Source organism: Rhizobium sp. S152 (assembly GCF_030380735.1).
In the GTDB taxonomy this organism is placed as follows: domain Bacteria; phylum Pseudomonadota; class Alphaproteobacteria; order Rhizobiales; family Rhizobiaceae; genus Rhizobium.
In genome coordinates this window covers 35,311-47,607 of sequence record NZ_JAUDRZ010000009.1, presented here as the reverse complement: position 1 = coordinate 47,607, position 12,297 = coordinate 35,311, and the positions used below count along the sequence as shown (strand labels likewise).

Genomic DNA, 12,297 nt, shown 5'->3' with positions numbered 1-12,297 from the left:
GCGACTTTGTCAGACCCGCCTTGCGCCGCCCTTGCCGCCGTGATTCAGTCCTGACGTTGTTCGCCGGGGCCGGGAGGACCGAATGCCGTTTTTCGTCTACCTGGACTATGCCGGTGTCGCGCTTTTCGCCGCGACCGGCGCGCTGGCGGCCTCGCGCAAGCAGCTCGATCTCATTGGCTTCCTGTTCTTCGCCATCGTAACCGGCACCGGCGGTGGGACGGTGCGGGATATCGTGCTTGGACGCGTGCCGGTCTTCTGGGTTCTCAATCCCACCTACGTGCTGGTCTGCTGCGCGGTCGGCGTGCTGGTGTTCTTCACGGCCTATCTGGTCGAATCACGCTATCGGCTGCTGATCTGGCTGGATGCCGTCGGCCTGTCCGCCTATTGCGTGATGGGCGCGGCCAAGGGGCTGGCGGCGACGGGCTCGCCAACGATCGCGATCGTGACGGGAACGCTGACGGCAACCTTCGGCGGCGTGTTGCGCGATCTCCTGGCGAATGAACCTTCGGTTCTGCTCAGGCCGGAAATCTATATCACCGCCGCGCTCGTCGGCGCCGGCATCTTCACGGCGGCAAACGAACTGTCGCTGCCGCTTTACGTCGCGTCGGCGATCGGCGTGGCGGCGGCCTTCGCCGTTCGCGGCGGCGCACTCTATTTCGGCTGGACGTTCCCTACCTACAAGGCGAAGCCCGGCCGACATCCTGATGATGTGATGTGAATCAGCGCTGCTTCGGGCGCAGACGGATAACGACGTCGACGTGGGCAATTTCCATGCCCTCAGGCGGCTCGGGCAGATTGCCGATCGTCAGGTTGCTGACCGGAATGTCGAGCACGTCGTTTTCACCTTCCACGAAGAAGTGGTGGTGATCCGACACGTTGGTATCGAAATAGGTCTTGGCGCTCTCGACGGCGAGAACGCGGAGCATGCCGGCTTCGGTGAATTGGTGCAGCGTGTTGTAAACGGTTGCCAGGGACACCGGCACGCCGGCCTGAACCGCTTCCTCATGGAGCTCTTCCACGGTCAGATGCCGGTCACCCTTGGCAAACAGCAGGTCACCGAGTGCGACGCGCTGGCGCGTGGGCCGCAATGCGGCGGCGCGCAACCTTGCTTCGATTGTGAGCGGGGCATCAGCCACCATTCGCGAACTCCGGTTAATGTAGCGTCAAGCAATCATGTTTCCCTAAGCCATATAACTTTTGCGCAAATGCCTTTCAATAGCTTCGATAGGGGCATGGGCCGCGAAAAGGCCGGAAAATCGGGGTTTTCGCGTAATTAACTCTGGTCGCGGCCTTGGCCTTCCTGTATGCGACCACCAAATAGGCGCAGAGCCTGTCCTTGCCGGCGGAAGAAGCACAGCCACGCTAATGCTTCATTTTCCACCGAACTTGGACTAAACGTTCACATCCATCGGCACTGTTGCGGGGGGAATTAGAGTTTTCATGGCGACGAAACAATCCAGCTTCAACTATGAGGAAATCCTGGCCTGCGGCCGCGGCGAGCTATTCGGACCGGGCAACGCACAGCTTCCTCTGCCGCCGATGCTCATGGTCCACCGCATCACCGACATCTCCGAGACCGGCGGCGCCTTCGACAAGGGCTATATCCGCGCCGAGTATGACGTAAAGCCTGACGACTGGTACTTCCCGTGCCATTTCCAGGGCAACCCTATCATGCCGGGCTGCCTCGGCCTTGACGGCATGTGGCAGCTGACCGGCTTCTTCCTCGGCTGGCTGGGCGAGCCCGGACGCGGCATGGCGCTCTCCACGGGTGAAGTGAAGTTCAAGGGCATGATCCGCCCGACCACCAAGCTTCTTGAATACGGCATCGACTTCAAGCGCGTCATGCGCGGCCGCCTGGTGCTCGGCACCGCAGACGGCTGGCTGAAGGCCGATGGCGAAACCATCTACCAGGCCACCGACCTGCGCGTCGGCCTGTCCAAGGACAAAGACGCCTGATTTCGCCGGGCAAACACGCCCGGCTTTCCAAGTTAGAAAAAACGAAAAGGTCGAAACACATGAGACGGGTAGTTGTCACGGGTCTGGGCGTTGTTTCCTCGATCGGCAATGATGCCGCCGAGGTCACCGCTTCGCTGCGCGATGCCAAGTCCGGCATTTCCTTCTCCAACGATTTTGCCGAGCACGGGTTCAAGTGCCAGGTCTGGGGTCGCCCTTCGCTCGATCCGACCGATCTGGTCGATCGCCGCGCCATGCGCTTCCTGTCGCAGGGCGGCGCCTGGAACCACGTCGCGATGAAGCAGGCGCTCGCCGACAGTGGTCTTGAGGAAAAGGATTACAGCGAAAACGAGCGCACCGGCATCATCATGGGCTCGGGTGGTCCTTCGACGCGCACGCTGATCGAAGCCGCCGAGATCACCATCAAGAACAACAGCCCGAAGCGCATCGGCCCGTTCGCGGTGCCGAAGGCGATGTCGTCGACGGCATCCGCCACGCTCGCCACCTGGTTCAAGATCCACGGCGTCAACTACTCGATCTCGTCGGCCTGCTCGACCTCGGCGCATTGCATCGGCAACGCGGCGGAAATGATCCAGTGGGGCAAGCAGGACATCATGTTCGCCGGCGGCCACGAGGATCTCGACTGGACGATGTCGAACCTGTTCGATGCGATGGGTGCCATGTCGTCGAAGTACAACGACACGCCCGAGACCGCGTCACGCGCCTATGACGCGACCCGCGACGGCTTCGTCATCGCCGGCGGTGCCGGTGTTCTCGTTCTGGAAGAGCTGGAACACGCCAAGGCCCGCGGCGCCAAGATCTACGCAGAAATCGTCGGCTACGGCGCCACCTCCGACGGCTACGACATGGTCGCTCCCTCGGGCGAAGGCGCGATCCGCTGCATGCGCCAGGCGCTGGCGACCGTGAAGGGCGATGTCGACTACGTCAACACGCACGGTACCTCGACGCCTGTCGGCGACAGCAAGGAAATCGGCGCGATCCGCGAAGTGTTCGGCAACAAGATCCCGCACATCCAGTCGACCAAGTCGCTGACCGGCCACTCGCTGGGCGCTGCGGGCGTGCAGGAATCGATCTACTCGCTGCTCATGATGCAGGCCGGCTTCATCGGCGAAAGCGCTCATATCACCGAGCTCGACCCCGAATTCGACGGCGTTCCGATCGTCCGCAAGCGCATCGACGACGCCAAGATCGACATCGCGCTTTCCAACTCCTTCGGCTTCGGCGGCACCAACGCCACGCTCGTCTTCCAGCGCTACAACGGATAACAACATGACGGGAATCATGCAGGGTAAGCGCGGGCTTATCATGGGTGTCGCGAACAACCACTCCATCGCCTGGGGAATTTCCAAGGCGCTGGCGGCACAGGGCGCGGAACTTGCCTTCACCTACCAGGGCGACGCGCTGGGCAAGCGCGTCAAGCCGCTTGCCGCCGAAGTCGGCTCCGACTTCGTGTTGCCATGCGACGTCGAGGACATCGCTTCGGTCGACGCCACGGTGGACGCGATCAAGGAACGCTGGGGCACGCTCGATTTCGTCGTGCACGCCATCGGCTTCTCCGACAAGAACGAGCTCAAGGGCCTCTACGCCGACACCACGCGCGAGAATTTCAGCCGCACGATGGTCATCTCCTGTTTCTCCTTCACCGAGATCGCCAAGCGGCTGGCGCCGCTGATGACTGACGGCGGCTCGATGCTGACGCTGACCTATAACGGCTCGACGCGCGTCATCCCGAACTACAACGTCATGGGCGTTGCCAAGGCTGCTCTCGAGGCCTCCGTGCGTTATCTGGCGGCCGACTACGGCCCGCGCGGCATTCGCGTCAACGCGATCTCCGCCGGCCCGATCCGAACGCTCGCCGGCGCCGGCATCTCGGACGCCCGCGCCATCCTGTCGTGGAACCAGCAGAACTCGCCCTTGCGCAAGACCGTGACGATCGATCACGTCGGCAACTCGGCCCTCTATCTGCTCTCCGACATGGCGGCAGGCGTCACCGGCGAAATCCACTTCGTCGACGCCGGCTTCAACATCACTTCGATGCCGGCGCTCGATACGCTGCGCAAGGCGGACGCCGAGTAGGCGTCCTATACTCTTGGATTGAAAAAGGCGGCCGATTGGCCGCCTTTTTTATTTCTTCGCCCACAAGACCTTGAAGCGGGCGTTGCGGCAGGTTTCGCCGCTTTCGCGGAAGCTTCCGGCCAGTACCGGCTCGTATGGCAAGCCGCGGTTGGCGACCAGCAGGAGGCGGCCGCCGGAGCGGAGCGCGGATGCCGCCGTCTTGATCATCGCCTGGCCGAGCGCCGGCTCGGCGGCGTGGCTTTCGTGGAAGGGCGGGTTCATGATGATGAGGTCGTACTTGTCCTTGACCGGCTCGCCCGCCAGATCGTGCCAGAAGAAGCGTGCCGGTACATTCGGGCAGTTCTCCTCGATGTTGGCCTTGGCGGCCTCCAGCGCGGCGTAATTCGCCTCGTAGAGGTCGAGGCGGCTGACGCCTGGGGAGCGCTCGGCCAGTTCGACCGAGAGATAGCCCCAGCCGGCGCCGAAATCGGCGACGTCGCCGGTGAAGCCTTCAGGCAGACGCGAGGCCAGAAGTTCCGAGCCGTCGTCTATGCGATCATGCGAGAACATGCCGGCGGCGGCCTCGAAGCGGCCGTCGACGCGGACAGCGGGCTTGGCGAACTTGGCGATGATTTCGGACGGATCGGCAGGGGCGCCAAACCAGAAGGCGACGCCGTGGTATTTCGGCATGTGCTCGAGCGACAGGCCGAAGGCTTCCATGCGCTTGCGCAGCGGCTGGATGCCGTCTTCCTTGCCGCCGGCGACGACGACCAAGCCGCCCATCTTCACGCGGGTGAGTGCGGTGGCGATATTCGCCTCATTCTCGCCCTTGTGCTTGTTGCAAAGAACCAGAACGGCATCATAGTCCTCGCCTTCGACCTCAGGCGTGGTTTCGATGCGCTGGGCGAGCAGCTGCCGGTACAGCGGACGGAAGCCCTGTACGGCGCTCAGCGAGGCTGCAAAACCCTGCGGCAGGGCGAAGCCTGCCTCGGCGCCGAGGAAGAGCACGCGCTCGCCCTCGCCGGGCGCCTCGACGGTGCCGCTTACAAAGGGGTGGAACAGTGTCTTCAGCGTCTCGCTGCTCATGGCTCTATCTCGTCCTTGAATACAAAAAGGGCGCGGAAACAGTCCCGCGCCCATGAAGCTTAGGGAAGGCGCAGCTTATTCGGCTGCTTCTTCCTTCTTCTTGTCGGCAGGGATTTCCTGGCCGGTGGCCTGGTCGACGACCTTCATCGACAGGCGGACCTTGCCGCGCTCGTCGAAGCCGAGCAGCTTGACCCAGACCTTCTGGCCTTCCTTGACGACGTCCTGCGTCTTGGCAACGCGCTCGGAAGCGAGCTGTGAGATGTGGACGAGGCCGTCGCGGGCGCCGAAGAAGTTGACGAAGGCGCCGAAGTCGGCGGTCTTCACAACCGTGCCTTCGTAGATCACGCCGATTTCAGGCTCGGCAACGATCGAGTGGATCCACTTGCGGGCCGCTTCGATTTCCTTGCCCGAGGAAGATGCGATCTTCACGGTGCCGTCGTCTTCGATGTTGATCTTGGCGCCGGTCTTCTCGACAATTTCGCGGATGACCTTGCCGCCGGAGCCGATGACTTCGCGGATCTTGTCGACCGGGATGTTCATGACTTCGATGCGCGGAGCGAATTCGCCGAGCTGCGAACGGCCTTCGGAAATCGCCTTCGACATTTCGCCGAGGATGTGGGTACGACCGCCCTGTGCCTGGCCGAGAGCGACCTTCATGATCTCTTCGGTGATGCCGGCGATCTTGATGTCCATCTGCAACGAGGTGATGCCGTCGGCGGTACCTGCAACCTTGAAGTCCATGTCGCCGAGGTGGTCTTCGTCGCCGAGGATGTCGGAGAGAACGGCGAAGCGGTCACCTTCGAGGATCAGGCCCATGGCGATACCGGCAACCGGCTTTGCGAGCGGAACGCCGGCGTCCATCAGAGCGAGCGAGGTGCCGCAGACGGTTGCCATCGAGGACGAGCCGTTGGACTCGGTGATTTCCGAGACGACGCGCAGCGTATAGGGGAACTGCTCGGCGGTCGGCAGCATCGGGCGGATAGCGCGCCATGCGAGCTTGCCGTGGCCGATTTCGCGACGGCCCGGAGAGCCCATGCGGCCGGTTTCGCCAACGGAATAGGGCGGGAAGTTGTAATGGAGCAGGAAGCGCTCCTTGTACATGCCCGTAAGCGAGTCGACATACTGTTCGTCTTCGCCGGTGCCGAGCGTGGCAACGACGATCGCCTGCGTTTCACCGCGGGTGAACAGCGCCGAACCGTGGGTGCGCGGCAGGAGGCCGACTTCCGATACGATCGGGCGAACGGTCGACAGGTCGCGACCGTCGATGCGGCTCTTGGTGTCGAGGATGTTCCAGCGAACGATCTTGGCCTGCAGGTGCTTGAAGACGGCGCCGATGACTTCGGCGGTGTACTTCGGCTCGACGCCCTCAGGGAAGAAGTGAGCCTTGACCTTTGCCTTGACAGCGTCGACGGCAGCGTAACGATCGGCCTTCTGGGTGATCTTGTAGCCTTCGCGCAGTTCGGCTTCGAACAGCTTCAGCATTTCGGCTTCGAGCTCGGAATGGTCTTCCGGCTGGAAATCGCGGGGTTCCTTGGCGGCCACTTCGGCGAGCTTGATGATCGCGTCGAGAACCGGCTGGAAGCCCTTGTGGCCGAACATGACGGCGCCGAGCATGATTTCTTCGTTGAGTTCCTTGGCTTCGGATTCAACCATCAGAACGGCATCGTGCGTACCGGCGACAACGAGGTCGAGAACCGACTCATCCATCTCGTCGAGATGCGGGTTCAAGACGTATTCGCCGTTGATGTAGCCGACGCGGGCGCCGCCGACCGGGCCCATGAAGGGAACGCCGGAGAGCGTCAGAGCGGCAGAGGTCGCGACCATCGACAGGATGTCGGGGTTGTTTTCCAGGTCGTGCTGGATAACCGTGACGACTACCTGCGTGTCGTTCTTGTAGCCTTCAGGGAAGAGCGGGCGGATCGGGCGGTCAATCAGGCGCGAAACCAGCGTTTCGTTTTCCGACGGACGGCCTTCGCGCTTGAAATAGCCGCCGGGGATCTTGCCGGCTGCGTAGGTCTTTTCCTGGTAGTTGACGGTCAGCGGAAAGAAGTCCTGGCCAGGCTTCGGCGCCTTGGCGGAAACGACGGTGGCGAGAACCACGGTTTCGCCGTAGGTCGCGAGGACGGCGCCGTCAGCCTGACGGGCGATCTTGCCGGTTTCGAGCTTCAGCGGGCGGCCTGCCCACTCGATTTCCACGGAATGAGTGTCGAACATATGTCTTGTCCTTCAATGCGGAGGCGCGCCATTGGCCCTGAGGCACGGCGCAGACGAACGCAATTGTTGATGACGCATCATGGGCAAGACAACGGGAGGCTTTGCATCTTCGGCTTCCCCTTCGAGAAAGCCGGGCCAAGGTGTGCGCCTTGGCCGAAAGCATCCGGCAATCCTGCCCCATGACAGGTCAACGGTTGGTTTGGCGGATCCGGCCCATCCGGGTCCACCGGCAGTCCCGCAAACGCGTTGCCGCGTCCTGCGGTGTCGGGGAAACGTTCCCCGGAAACAAATGCGGCGGGCGTCCTTCCGGAGCGCCCGCCAGCAAAGCCTTAGCGGCGGATACCCAGGCTGGTGATCAGCTTGGTGTAACGGCCTTCGTTCTTCTTCTTGAGGTAGTCAAGAAGCGAGCGGCGGCTCGAAACCATCGTCAGCAGGCCACGGCGGGAATGGTTATCCTTCTTGTGGCCCTTGAAGTGTTCCGTGAGGTTGTTGATGCGCTCGGTGAGGATCGCAACCTGGACTTCCGGCGAACCGGTGTCGCCTTCGAACGTTGCGTATTCCTTGATAAGTGCCGTCTTGCGCTCAGCAGTAATCGACATCGGATGTTCCTTTCGATGAGAGGAGATAAGGTCGCCAAAAGCCGGGATGTCGTCCAGCTTTGGCCGCGAATGCATTCGGGCAAGCCCGATGCTGGCGCTGCCTATAAACCATTCAGGCAGCAAAGGGAAGAGGCATGCCCGGCATGCCTCCGCCGGCTAAACGACCTCAGCCGAAGACGCGCTTGGGGCGGAACTCGCCCTGGCCGATTTCGCCGATGGCAATCAGCTTGCCGCGGGCGGTGGCATAGGCTTCGCTTTCTTCCACCGGCGCATCGCGTCCGCGCACCAGGATGGGGTTGCCCATCTTCAGGCGGTGGGCCTGATCGTCGTTGACGATCAGATGCGGCAGCGAGGAGAGCGCTTCGCTGGTGTCGATCAGAAGCGCGTCGAGTGCCGCCAGCCGTTCTTCGTCGTCCTGAATTTCTTCCAGTGCGACGAGCTCGGCGAGCGGGATCATGGTACCCTCGGCAAAGGGTGCGACGAAGGTGCGGCGCAGGCCGGAGATATGGCCGAAGCAGCCGAGATCGCAGCCGAAATCGCGGGCGAGCGCACGCACATAGGTACCCTTGCCGCACTCGACTTCGAAATGCGCGGTGCGTTCATTCTCGCATTCGAGTAGCGTCAGGCGATAGATCTCAACCTCACGCGACGGGATCTCGACCGTCTCACCCTCGCGGGCGAGATCATAGGCGCGCTCGCCAGCGATCTTGATTGCGGAGAACTGCGGCGGGACTTGGCTGATGACGCCGGTATAGTTGGGCAGCAGCGCCAGGATCTCGTCTTCGGTCGGACGCTTGTCTGAGCTCTCGATAACCTCGCCCTCGAGATCATCGGTCGAGCGCTGTTCGCCCCAGGTCACCGTGAATTCGTAGATCTTGCGGCCGTCCATGACGTAGGGAACGGTCTTGGTCGCATCGCCGAGCGCGATCGGCAGCATGCCCGAGGCCAGCGGATCGAGCGTGCCGGCATGGCCGCACTTCTGCGCCTTGAACAGCCACTTGATCTTGGAGACGGCCTCCGTCGAGCCGAAATCGACGGGCTTGTCAAGGATAAGCCAGCCCGAAATCGGGCGGCCTTTGGGCTTGCGTGGTTTGGACATAAGGCTCTTCTGTTACTTTTCGTCGGTATCGCCGTCCTCGAGGTCGCGCATGACCTCGGGCGAGCGCAGCAGCTCATCGATCTTCTTGTAGTTGTCGAAGCTCGTATCGTCGCGGAAACGGATCTCGGGCATGAATTTCATCTGCCGGAGCTGCGGACCAAGACGGCCGCGAATGAATTTGGCGTGGCGGTTGAGCGCCGTGATGACCGTCTCGTGATCCGAAACGCCGAGCGGCGTGATGAACGCGGTCGCGACCTTGAGATCGGTCGACATGCGCACTTCGGACACGGAGATAACGGTCTTTTCCAGAAGGTCGTCGCGCACTTCGCCGCGCTGCAGGACCTGGGTGATCGCGGCGCGCACCTGCTCGCCGACGCGCAGCATGCGCTGCGACTGTGCTGTCGAGGTTTTTGTTGCCATTGTTCTTTGCCTCAAAAGGTTCGGGCGCCGGCCTCATATGATCCGGCGCCCGTCCACAACTCTAGTCTCGCACGATCAGAGCGTACGGGTGATATGCTCGACGCGGAAGCATTCGATGACATCGCCGGCGCGGATGTCTTCGTAGTTCTCGAAGGCCATACCGCATTCCTGACCGACCGGAACTTCCGATACTTCGTCCTTGAAGCGCTTGAGCGTTTTGAGCTTGCCTTCGTGGATGACAACGTTGTCGCGGATGAGGCGCACGCCCGCACCACGCTCGACCTTGCCTTCGGTGACGCGGCAACCCGCGACCTTGCCGGTCTTGGTGATGTTGAACACTTCGAGGATCTCGGCATTGCCGAGGAAGGTCTCGCGGCGTTCCGGGGTGAGCAGACCCGACATCGCCGCCTTAACGTCATCCACCAGATCGTAGATGATGTTGTAGTAGCGGATCTCGATGCCGGCGCGTTCGGCAGCGACGCGTGCCTGTGCATTGGCACGGACGTTGAAGCCGATGATCGCGGCGTCGGAGGATTCGGCAAGCGCCAGATCCGACTCGGTGATGGCACCGGCGCCCGAATGGACGATACGTGCCCGCACTTCGTCTGTGCCCAGCTTGTCGAGAGCACCGATGATCGCTTCGATGGAACCCTGCACGTCGCCCTTGATGAGCAGCGGGAATTCCTTGAAGCCGGTGTTCTGCAGCTTGCTCATCATCTGTTCAAGCGAACCGCGCTGGCCGGTCTGGCGGGCAACCGCCTTGTCGCGGGCCAGACGTTGGCGATATTCGGAAATCTCGCGCGCACGGCCCTCGTTTTCGACGACGGCAAACTTGTCGCCGGCAGCCGGCGTGCCGGACAGGCCGAGCACTTCGACCGGCATGGCCGGACCCGCTTCCTTGACATGGTCGCCCTTGTCGGTGACCAGCGCGCGAACGCGGCCCCACTGATCGCCGGCAACGATGATCTGGCCAGGCTTCAGCGTGCCCTTCTGTACGAGAACGGTGGCAACCGCACCACGACCACGGTCGAGCTGGGCTTCGATGACGATACCTTCCGCGGTCCGGTTCGGATCAGCCTTGAGGTCGAGGATTTCGGCCTGCAGAAGCACGGCTTCGAGCAGCTTGTCGAGGTTGGTCTTGTTCTTGGCCGAAACTTCGACGTCGAGCACTTCACCGCCGAGCGATTCAACGAAGACTTCGTGCTGCAGAAGCTGCTGACGGACCTTGTCCGGATTGGCTTCGTGCTTGTCGATCTTGTTGATCGCGACGATGATCGGAACACCGGCCGCCTTGGCGTGGCTGATGGATTCGATCGTCTGCGGCATGACGCTGTCATCGGCCGCGACCACGAGGATCGCGATATCGGTTGCCTGCGCACCACGGGCACGCATGGCCGTGAAAGCGGCGTGGCCGGGGGTGTCGATGAAGGTGATCTTCTGGCCGTTCTGTTCGACCTGATAGGCACCGATGTGCTGGGTGATGCCACCGGCTTCGCCCGAAACGACGTTTGCCTGACGGATGGCGTCGAGCAGCGAGGTCTTGCCGTGGTCGACGTGACCCATGATGGTGACGACCGGCGGACGCGACACCATTTCGCCGGCGTCGTCGGCCCGGTCGAAGATACCTTCTTCAACGTCGGATTCCGAAACGCGCTTGACGGTATGGCCGAATTCGCTGGCGATGAGTTCCGCGAGGTCAGCGTCGATGACGTCGCCCGGCTTCATCATCTGGCCTTCCTTCATCAGGTACTTAATGACGTCGACGGCGCGTTCAGACATACGCTGCGACAGTTCCTGAATGGTAATGGTCTCGGGCAGGACGACCTCGCGAATAACCTTTTCGCGGGTTTCCTGGATCTGGCTGCGGCGGAACTTTTCCTGGCGACGGCGCATGGCGGCCATCGAACGGCCACGGGCGTTGCCGTCGTCATCCGTGCTGGCAGCGGTGATCGTCAGCTTGCCCTGGCGGCGACCATCGTCGCCCTTCGGGCGCGTGGTGACCGGCTTTGCCGGTTCCGGACGTACGACGCGGCCACGGGCCGGAGCGCCGCCACGCGGTGCGCCACGGTCGTCTTCGTCGTTCTCACGGCGGCGAACGCCGGGAGCAGCAGGCGCGCCGCCCGGAGCGGGACGGGTCTGCGACGGCGATGCAGCGTTATCAGTGCGACGTACCGCAGGTGCGGCCGTGCGCGGCGCTTCCGACTGAGCGGGAGCGGCCGGCGCCGGCGGAGCAGCAGCGGCTTCGGCAGCACGGGCAGCCTCTTCGGCAGCACGGACCTTGGCCTCTTCGGCCTCGGCGGCCTGACGCGCGATTTCCTCGGCGGCGCGGCGCTTTTCTTCCTCGGCGCGGCGAACTGCGTCTTCCGCGTCGCGAACCTGGGCCATGGCGAGCGCGCGACGGCGAGCGTCCATTTCCTCAGGCGAAAGATGGTTCAGAACCACAGGACGCGGGCGATCCTGCTGGCGCGAAGGCTGCGAGGACGGCTGCGGGCGCGACGGCTGGCCACCCTGATAGGGGCGCTGCTGTTGCGGCTGCTGCGGACGCGCCTGAACAGGTGCCTGCGCTGGTGCAGGTGCCGGTTCAGCGGCGCGCGCGGGCGCCGACGGTGCTGTTACCGGCGTGATCGGACGTTCGTCCTCAGGGCGCATCGGGCGCCGCTTGCGGGTTTCGACAACGACCGCCTTGGTGCGGCCGCGGCCCATATCCTGGCGCACGGTGCCCTGGCTCACGCCCGACGGCTTCAGGGTCAGAGTCTTCTTGCCCGGTCCGTTCAGTGTCTTGTCGTCATTGCTATCGGTCATTCGTTCCCGTTCCTTCGGACAGGGAGCGATGACGTCATCAGCCCCTGT

General features: G+C 62.9%; 11 protein-coding genes. 4 read left to right on the top strand and 7 right to left on the bottom strand.

All coding sequences use genetic code 11. The annotated features are described in order from the left end of the window. Positions 1-82 precede the first annotated feature (82 nt). Complete coding sequence (locus QTL95_RS13145; protein WP_289720416.1) at positions 83-718, top strand: trimeric intracellular cation channel family protein; 636 nt, start codon at positions 83-85, stop codon at positions 716-718. A gap of 1 nt (position 719) precedes the next feature. Here the strand turns inward: QTL95_RS13145 and irrA are convergent, their stop codons facing one another. Beyond that, the gene (gene irrA / locus QTL95_RS13140; protein ID WP_289720415.1) at positions 720-1,139 is read right to left on the bottom strand and encodes an iron response transcriptional regulator IrrA; all 420 of its coding nucleotides are present in this window, start codon (positions 1,137-1,139) and stop codon (positions 720-722) included. A 301-nt stretch (positions 1,140-1,440) separates the two neighbouring features. Here irrA and fabA point away from each other — a divergent pair, with 301 nt between their 5' ends. The 3 genes from fabA to fabI are packed head-to-tail and all read left to right on the top strand — an operon-like array spanning position 1,441 to position 4,050. Further along, positions 1,441-1,956, top strand: coding sequence for a 3-hydroxyacyl-[acyl-carrier-protein] dehydratase FabA (gene fabA / locus QTL95_RS13135; protein WP_183900791.1), 516 nt, complete (start codon positions 1,441-1,443; stop codon positions 1,954-1,956). 59 nt (positions 1,957-2,015) lie between these two features. Continuing rightward, the gene (fabB, locus tag QTL95_RS13130; protein WP_289720414.1) at positions 2,016-3,239 is read left to right on the top strand and encodes a beta-ketoacyl-ACP synthase I; all 1,224 of its coding nucleotides are present in this window, start codon (positions 2,016-2,018) and stop codon (positions 3,237-3,239) included. A 4-nt stretch (positions 3,240-3,243) separates the two neighbouring features. Further along, positions 3,244-4,050: an enoyl-ACP reductase FabI gene (gene fabI / locus QTL95_RS13125; protein WP_289720413.1), complete on the top strand. Its 807-nt coding sequence runs from the start codon at positions 3,244-3,246 to the stop codon at positions 4,048-4,050. A 48-nt stretch (positions 4,051-4,098) separates the two neighbouring features. Here the strand turns inward: fabI and QTL95_RS13120 are convergent, their stop codons facing one another. The 6 genes from QTL95_RS13120 to infB form a co-directional block, all read right to left on the bottom strand. Then, positions 4,099-5,115, bottom strand: coding sequence for a class I SAM-dependent methyltransferase (locus QTL95_RS13120; RefSeq protein WP_289720412.1), 1,017 nt, complete (start codon positions 5,113-5,115; stop codon positions 4,099-4,101). Positions 5,116-5,190: 75 nt separating this feature from the next. Further along, positions 5,191-7,329, bottom strand: a complete 2,139-nt coding sequence (gene pnp, locus QTL95_RS13115; protein ID WP_289720411.1) for a polyribonucleotide nucleotidyltransferase — start codon at positions 7,327-7,329, stop codon at positions 5,191-5,193. A gap of 329 nt (positions 7,330-7,658) precedes the next feature. After that, positions 7,659-7,928 (bottom strand): 30S ribosomal protein S15, encoded by a 270-nt coding sequence (gene rpsO, locus QTL95_RS13110; protein WP_026283114.1) that lies wholly within the window; start codon positions 7,926-7,928, stop codon positions 7,659-7,661. Between the two features lie 166 nt (positions 7,929-8,094). Beyond that, entirely contained in the window at positions 8,095-9,027 is a 933-nt protein-coding gene (gene truB / locus QTL95_RS13105; protein ID WP_289720410.1) for a tRNA pseudouridine(55) synthase TruB, read from the bottom strand. Positions 9,028-9,039: 12 nt separating this feature from the next. Continuing rightward, a complete protein-coding gene (gene rbfA, locus QTL95_RS13100) occupies positions 9,040-9,447 on the bottom strand; it encodes a 30S ribosome-binding factor RbfA (RefSeq protein WP_289720409.1) in 408 nt (135 codons plus the stop codon). A gap of 75 nt (positions 9,448-9,522) precedes the next feature. After that, positions 9,523-12,249: a translation initiation factor IF-2 gene (gene infB, locus QTL95_RS13095; protein WP_289720408.1), complete on the bottom strand. Its 2,727-nt coding sequence runs from the start codon at positions 12,247-12,249 to the stop codon at positions 9,523-9,525. Positions 12,250-12,297: the final 48 nt, after the last annotated feature.

What these genes read in the sequence shown, in the direction of transcription:
- rbfA (WP_289720409.1), bottom strand. Translation starts at nt 9,447, where the DNA reads ATGGCAACAAAAACCTCGACAGCACAGTCGCAGCGCATGCTGCGCGTC.
- rpsO (WP_026283114.1), bottom strand. Translation starts at nt 7,928, where the DNA reads ATGTCGATTACTGCTGAGCGCAAGACGGCACTTATCAAGGAATACGCA.
- pnp (WP_289720411.1), bottom strand. Translation starts at nt 7,329, where the DNA reads ATGTTCGACACTCATTCCGTGGAAATCGAGTGGGCAGGCCGCCCGCTG.
- truB (WP_289720410.1), bottom strand. Translation starts at nt 9,027, where the DNA reads ATGTCCAAACCACGCAAGCCCAAAGGCCGCCCGATTTCGGGCTGGCTT.
- fabI (WP_289720413.1), top strand. Translation starts at nt 3,244, where the DNA reads ATGACGGGAATCATGCAGGGTAAGCGCGGGCTTATCATGGGTGTCGCG.
- fabA (WP_183900791.1), top strand. Translation starts at nt 1,441, where the DNA reads ATGGCGACGAAACAATCCAGCTTCAACTATGAGGAAATCCTGGCCTGC.
- irrA (WP_289720415.1), bottom strand. Translation starts at nt 1,139, where the DNA reads ATGGTGGCTGATGCCCCGCTCACAATCGAAGCAAGGTTGCGCGCCGCC.
- fabB (WP_289720414.1), top strand. Translation starts at nt 2,016, where the DNA reads ATGAGACGGGTAGTTGTCACGGGTCTGGGCGTTGTTTCCTCGATCGGC.
- infB (WP_289720408.1), bottom strand. Translation starts at nt 12,249, where the DNA reads ATGACCGATAGCAATGACGACAAGACACTGAACGGACCGGGCAAGAAG.
- QTL95_RS13145 (WP_289720416.1), top strand. Translation starts at nt 83, where the DNA reads ATGCCGTTTTTCGTCTACCTGGACTATGCCGGTGTCGCGCTTTTCGCC.
- QTL95_RS13120 (WP_289720412.1), bottom strand. Translation starts at nt 5,115, where the DNA reads ATGAGCAGCGAGACGCTGAAGACACTGTTCCACCCCTTTGTAAGCGGC.